Source organism: Micromonospora echinofusca (genome assembly GCF_017614955.1).
Taxonomy (GTDB): Bacteria; Actinomycetota; Actinomycetes; order Mycobacteriales; family Micromonosporaceae; genus Micromonospora; species Micromonospora echinofusca_A.
In genome coordinates this window covers 1-5,785 of record NZ_WVUH01000408.1, presented here as the reverse complement: position 1 = coordinate 5,785, position 5,785 = coordinate 1, and the positions used below count along the sequence as shown (strand labels likewise).

Below are 5,785 nucleotides of genomic sequence, written 5' to 3'. Positions count from 1 at the left end.
ACGGTGGGACGGGCGTGGAAGCAGGTGGTGCCGGTCGGCCGTGGTGGGGTCGGCACGCGCAGGTGATCAGTGGCTTAGGTCTGATTTGTGAGGGCACTCACCCGGGTCCGCTGACCATCCCCGGCAGCCCGCACCCTACGATCGCTCATAGGTGTGCAACTGGCACCGGACGGCCATCATCCGGCCGAGCGCAGGGCGCAGAGCGGCGCCCCGCCGTCGCGCCCCATCGCTCTGACGACATCTACGAGGACCAATGACTCCTGTCGTACTGATCGCCGAAGAACTCGCTCCCTCCGCCATCGAGGTGCTCGCGCACGACTTCGACGTACGCCACGTCGACGGCACCGACCGCCCGGCGCTGCTCGCCGCGCTCGCCGAGGCCGACGCGGTCATCGTGCGCAGTGCCACCCAGATCGACGCGGAGGCCATCGCGGCGGCCTCCCGGCTCAAGGTGGTCGCCCGCGCCGGCGTCGGCCTGGACAACGTCGAGGTACCGGCGGCCACCGCCCGCGGGGTCATGGTCGTCAACGCGCCCACCTCCAACATCGTCTCCGCCGCCGAGCAGGCGCTCGCGCTGCTGCTGGCGGTGGCCCGCAACACGGCCAGCGCCAGCGCCGCCCTCAAGGCGGGGGAGTGGAAGCGGTCCAAGTACACGGGCGTGGAGATCCAGGGCAAGACCGTCGGTGTGGTGGGGCTCGGCCGGATCGGTGTGCTGTTCGCCCAGCGGATCGCCGCCTTCGGTACCCGGCTGATCGCTTACGACCCCTACATCCAGCCGGCCCGCGCGGCCCAGCTCGGGGTCCGCCTGGTGGGGCTGGAGGAGCTGCTGCGGGAGAGCGACTTCATCTCGATCCACCTGCCCAAGACGCCGGAGACCGTCGGCCTGATCGGCGAGAAGGAGCTGTCGATCGTCAAGCCGGGCGTACGGATCATCAACGCGGCCCGTGGCGGGCTGGTCGACGAGCAGGCCCTCGCCGACGCCCTCGCCGAGGGCCGGGTGGCCGGCGCCGGCGTCGACGTGTACGCCAAGGAGCCGTGCACCTCGTCGCCGCTGTTCGCCTTCGACAACGTGGTGGCCACCCCGCACCTGGGTGCCTCCACGGGCGAGGCGCAGGACAAGGCCGGTCTCGCCGTCGCCAAGAGCGTCAAGCTGGCCCTCCAGGGCGAGTTCGTCCCGGACGCGGTGAACGTGCAGGCCGGCGGCGTGGTCGCCGAGGACGTCCGGCCGCTGCTCGCGTTGGCCGAGAAGCTCGGTCGGGCGTTCACCGCGGTGGCCGGCGGTGTCGCCGCCAGCGTCACCGTCGAGGTGCGCGGCGAGGTGGTCGCCCACGACGTGTCGGTGCTCAAGCTGGCCGCGACCAAGGGGCTGTTCAGCTCGGTGGTCGAGGAGCAGGTCACCTACGTCAACGCCCCGCACATCGCGGCCGACCGGGGGGTCGAGGTCGCCCTGACCACGCACACCGACACGGTCGAGCACCCCAACCTGGTCACGGTCCGGGGCGCGCTGCCCGACGGTCGTACGGTGAGCGTCTCCGGCACGGTGGCCACCGCCGGCGGTCGGGACGTCATCAAGCTGACCGAGGTCGACGGCTTCGACGTCGAGATCGGCGCGGAGGGCATCCTGCTCTTCCTGCGTTACGTCGACCGGCCCGGCGTGGTGGGTACCGTCGGCACGATCCTCGGCGAGGCCGGGGTCAACATCGCCGCGATGCAGGTGGCCCGTCGGGAGGCCGGCGGTGAGACGCTGATGACCCTCACCGTCGACTCGGCGGTGAGCGCGGACCTGCTGACCTCCGCCGCCGACTCGATCGGCGCGGTGGCTGCCAGCGCCGCCGACCTGCGCGACGAGTAGTCGGCACCGGGCGGGCGTTCCGCCGTTCAGAGGTCCGATGTGGGCAGGGGCCCGGCCGTGCGGCCGGGCCCCTGTCGTTTCCGGGGGCACCCCTGTTGGTCCTGTCGTCCCTGGGCAGCGGGCAGCCCGGCTGCTAGCTTGATCGACATGCTGAAATCTATCTATGTCAAGCGGCGTGGTCGGTCGGTGGCCGTCCTGGTGGCGGCGGTGGTCGGACTGGTCGGCACCCTGCCCGGGGTGGCGCAGGCGTACGCCGCCTCGGCCCCCGGCACCATCAACACGGCGGGGACCGCACTCAACGTCCGGTCGGGGCCCGGCACCGGGTACGACTCGTGGCGGACGGTGGCCGACGGCGCGGCGGTGACCCTGCTGTGCCAGACCACCGGCGAGACCGTCACCGGCACCTACGGCACCACGAACCTGTGGGACCTGCTCTCCAACGGAGGCATGGTCTCCGACGCGTACGTCCACACCGGATCCGACGGGCAGATCGTGAACGACTGCTCCTACGTCGGGGCGGAACCGTCGTCGAAGACCAACCCGCGCTCCACCAACGGCGCGATCGACTGGGCGTTCCAGCGGTACCGCTCGACGTCGTACGAGAACCTCTGCCTGGCGTTCACCGCGCAGGCGTACGGCTGGGGCGGCTCCGGCTGGTACAGCGCGGAGGTCGGTGGCGACTGGATCGCCAGCCACGGTTACCTGAAGACGACGGGCATCCCGCCGCGCGGCGCGCTGGTCTGGTACCACAACTCGGCCGGCACCGGACACGTGGCGATCAGTCTGGGCGAGGGCAAGGTGATCGGTACCTCGGTCAGCGGTGGTGTCGGGGTGGCCGGCTATCTCGACCACGTCTCCTACCGGGGCTGGTCGGTGCCCTACTACCCGGCGGCCTGGTGACCGGGTCCGGACCGGTCCGGCGGTGCGCACGCCACGCGGGTCCCGCGCGGCGTGCGCACCGCTCCTCTGGGTACGGGGATGCGCCGTCGGCCGGTCGACGGACCGGTGTGGCCGGTCAGCCGCGTACCGGCGTGGGTGGGTAGACCGAACCGTCCTGTGGGTCGAAGAGCAGCAGACCGCACTCGGCGGCGAGCCGTTCGATGTCCAGGAGCACCTGGTCCGGGCAGGTCTCGTGCAGGTTCATTTCAATGTGGTCGGCTGCCGCGTGCAGCGGAGCCACCTGCCACGGGGTGTTCGGACCGGCCGGTCGGTCCGGATAGCTGGCGGTGATCGCCCGGTAGAAGCGGACCAACCGGGGGTCCGGCTGGCTCTGGACGTGCAAGCCCTGCCGGCACCGCCCGTGGGCCGCCCGCACTTCCGCTGACGTGGCCCTGTCCGGCAGAGCCCACACGATCAGATCGAAACTCACGGCGGACAGCGTGCCATCCCGCATTCGTGTTTACGCACGTACCCCGGGTCGACGCGCGGACGGAACGGCATCGGGGTCCGCAGTGGAGACTCTTGCGGTGTCTCACGACGGTTCGCTAGCGTGACGATGCGGTTACGGTCGTACCTGGCGTCGACCCGTCTTCGGGTGACGAGGTGCGCCGCCCGGCCGGCCGGCCCGCATCCCCTCGCGTGCGCGAGCCACGCGCACTCGTCGCTGACCGGTCCCCATGGTCGTTGCCGCGGCTGTGGGGACCGATCGCGTGTGCCCTCGGCCGGGCCCGGTGGCCGTCAGCGGCGGGCGGCCAGCAGGGCCCGGTAGCCGTCGGCGGTCGGGAACCAGCCCAGTCCGGTCGGTCCGGCGGCGAAGAGCGCCGTGGCGTACGCGTCGGCCACCGCCAGGTCCGGTCCGACCACGGTGGCGGCGACCAGTTGGTCGGCGGGTTGCCCGGTGTGCGGGTCGACGACGTGCCCGTGCCGCCCGGCCACTCCCGAGGTGCCCAGTGCCCCGGCGGTCATCTCCAGCACCAGGGGCGCCTGTCGGGCGTCGGTCGGGTGGTGCACCGCCACCCGCCACGGCCCGCCGTGCGGGGCGTACCCGCGTACCGCCAGGTCGGCCCCCTTGACCAGGGCGTAGTCGGTGACCCCGGCGGCGCGCAGCCGGGCTGCGGCCCGCTCGACGGCCCAGCCGCCGAGCAGTCCGGCCGGGTCGAACCCACCGGGGACGGCCCAGGCGTCGAACCAGCCGTCGGTGGCGGCCCGCATGCCGGCGCACCGGTCGACCAGGTCGGCCAGCGGTGGGTAGGAGTCGACGGCGATCTCGTCCCGGCGCAGCCGGGAGACCAGGCTGCCGGGGCGGGCCGGGCTGAAGGTCAGGTCCACGGCGCGCAGCTCGGCGACCGCGTCGCGCAGCGCGTCGCCGAGCGCCCGCCGGCCGAGCGGGATCGAGCCGTTGAGGACCAGGGTGTACTCGGCGATCGAGGTGCGTACCGTGTGGTGGACCACGATCCGGTCGGGGCGGGCGGTCGGGATGCCGGCCCGGCGGCGGCCCGCCGCGCCGAGTCGCAGGTCGGGTCGGCGCCACCAGCCGGGTCGGCGCACGCCCGGTGCCGGCACCGTTTCGTGGACCAGCATGAACGGCTCCCTCCGGCCGGCGGGCCGGACTTCCTGCCGGCTCGGCCTCACCATAGGCAGTCAGGATGACTGCAAGGTGAATGTGCCCTGAGAAGCTCCTGTGCGCTGATCTTTCCCAGATGGTAGGAGTTTCGTACCGGGGGGCGGGACGGGGCGTACCGTGGCGACAACGACGAGCGGTAGAGGAGCGCAACGTGGCGGTGGCTCGGATCGCGGTGGTGGCCGGTGACGGCATCGGACCCGAGGTGGTCGCACAGGCCCGCAAGGTGATCGATGCGGTGCTGCCCGGGGTGGCGGCCACCGAATACGACCTGGGTGCGGCCCGCTACCACCGGACCGGCGAGGTGCTGCCGGAGTCGGTCCTCACCGAGCTGGCCGGGCACGACGCGATCCTGCTCGGCGCGGTGGGCGACCCGACGGTACCGCCCGGCGTGCTGGAGCGCGGTCTGCTGCTCAAGCTCCGCTTCGACTTCGACCAGTACGTCAACCTGCGCCCGTCCCGCCTCTGGCCCGGCACCACCGGCCCGCTGGCCACCGTCAAGCCCGGCGAGGTCGACCTCGTGGTGGTCCGGGAGGGCACCGAGGGGCTGTACGCCGGGGCCGGCGGCACCCTGCACCGGGGTACCCCCGCCGAGGTGGCCACCGAGGAGAGCCTGAACACCCGGCACGGGGTGGAGCGGGTGATCCGGGACGCCTTCGCCCGCGCCCAGCGGCGTGAGCGCCGCAAGGTGACCCTGGTACACAAGACCAACGTGCTGACCCACGCCGGGTCGCTGTGGGCCCGCGCCTTCGAGGCGGTGGCCGCCGAGCACCCGGACGTGACCACCGAGTACCAGCACGTGGACGCCGCCGCGATGTTCCTGGTGACCCAGCCCCAGCGGTACGACGTGGTGGTCACCGACAACCTCTTCGGCGACATCCTCACCGACATCGCCGCCGCGGTCACCGGCGGGATCGGGCTGGCCGCCAGCGGCAGCATCAACCCGGACGGGACGTACCCGTCGATGTTCGAACCGGTACACGGTTCCGCGCCGGACATCGCCGGCCGTGGTGTGGCCGACCCGGTGGCCGCCGTACTCTCCGCGGCCCTCCTGCTCGACCAGCTCGGTCACGCCGACGCCGCCGCCCGGGTGAACCGGGCGGTCGCCACCGAACTCGCCGGGCGTACCCCGGGTGCGTCGCTGCGCACCGAGGAGGTGGGCGACCGGCTGGCCGCGCTCGCCGCCGGCTGACCGTCGCACCCACCTGATCCGTCGACCAACCGGCCGGTGGCCCTTCCGGGGCCGCCGGCCGGCATCCCGTACCCCATCGGCGATCCCCGCCATGTGCCCACCCGGGCGCTGCCGGTGAACGACCGTTCGGGGTAAGTTTCTCAGCACCTGCTACCGGCGTCCCCGCCCCGTACGCCCACCC

General features: G+C 72.8%; 5 protein-coding genes. 3 read left to right on the top strand and 2 right to left on the bottom strand.

All coding sequences use genetic code 11. The annotated features are described in order from the left end of the window. The first annotated feature begins 253 nt into the window (after positions 1–253). Both serA and GSF22_RS29675 read left to right on the top strand, forming a co-directional pair. Positions 254–1,852 (top strand): phosphoglycerate dehydrogenase, encoded by a 1,599-nt coding sequence (serA, locus tag GSF22_RS29680; protein ID WP_208817223.1) that lies wholly within the window; start codon positions 254–256, stop codon positions 1,850–1,852. 147 nt (positions 1,853–1,999) lie between these two features. Then, positions 2,000–2,752, top strand: coding sequence for a hypothetical protein (locus GSF22_RS29675; protein ID WP_208817222.1), 753 nt, complete (start codon positions 2,000–2,002; stop codon positions 2,750–2,752). Positions 2,753–2,867: 115 nt separating this feature from the next. Here the strand turns inward: GSF22_RS29675 and GSF22_RS29670 are convergent, their stop codons facing one another. Further along, on the bottom strand, positions 2,868–3,221 hold the full coding sequence (locus GSF22_RS29670) for a hypothetical protein (RefSeq protein ID WP_208817221.1): 354 nt from the start codon (positions 3,219–3,221) through the stop codon (positions 2,868–2,870). A gap of 308 nt (positions 3,222–3,529) precedes the next feature. After that, a complete protein-coding gene (locus tag GSF22_RS29665; protein WP_208817220.1) occupies positions 3,530–4,372 on the bottom strand; it encodes an FAD:protein FMN transferase in 843 nt (280 codons plus the stop codon). A gap of 200 nt (positions 4,373–4,572) precedes the next feature. On the opposite strand from GSF22_RS29665, the gene GSF22_RS29660 reads away from it, so the two are divergent. Further along, positions 4,573–5,604, top strand: coding sequence for a 3-isopropylmalate dehydrogenase (locus GSF22_RS29660; RefSeq protein WP_208817224.1), 1,032 nt, complete (start codon positions 4,573–4,575; stop codon positions 5,602–5,604). Positions 5,605–5,785 lie beyond the last annotated feature (181 nt).

Bases quoted from the DNA above. Each gene is read 5' to 3' on its own strand.
- GSF22_RS29675 (WP_208817222.1), top strand. From the start codon at position 2,000: ATGCTGAAATCTATCTATGTCAAGCGGCGTGGTCGGTCGGTGGCCGTC.
- serA (WP_208817223.1), top strand. From the start codon at position 254: ATGACTCCTGTCGTACTGATCGCCGAAGAACTCGCTCCCTCCGCCATC.
- GSF22_RS29665 (WP_208817220.1), bottom strand. From the start codon at position 4,372: ATGCTGGTCCACGAAACGGTGCCGGCACCGGGCGTGCGCCGACCCGGC.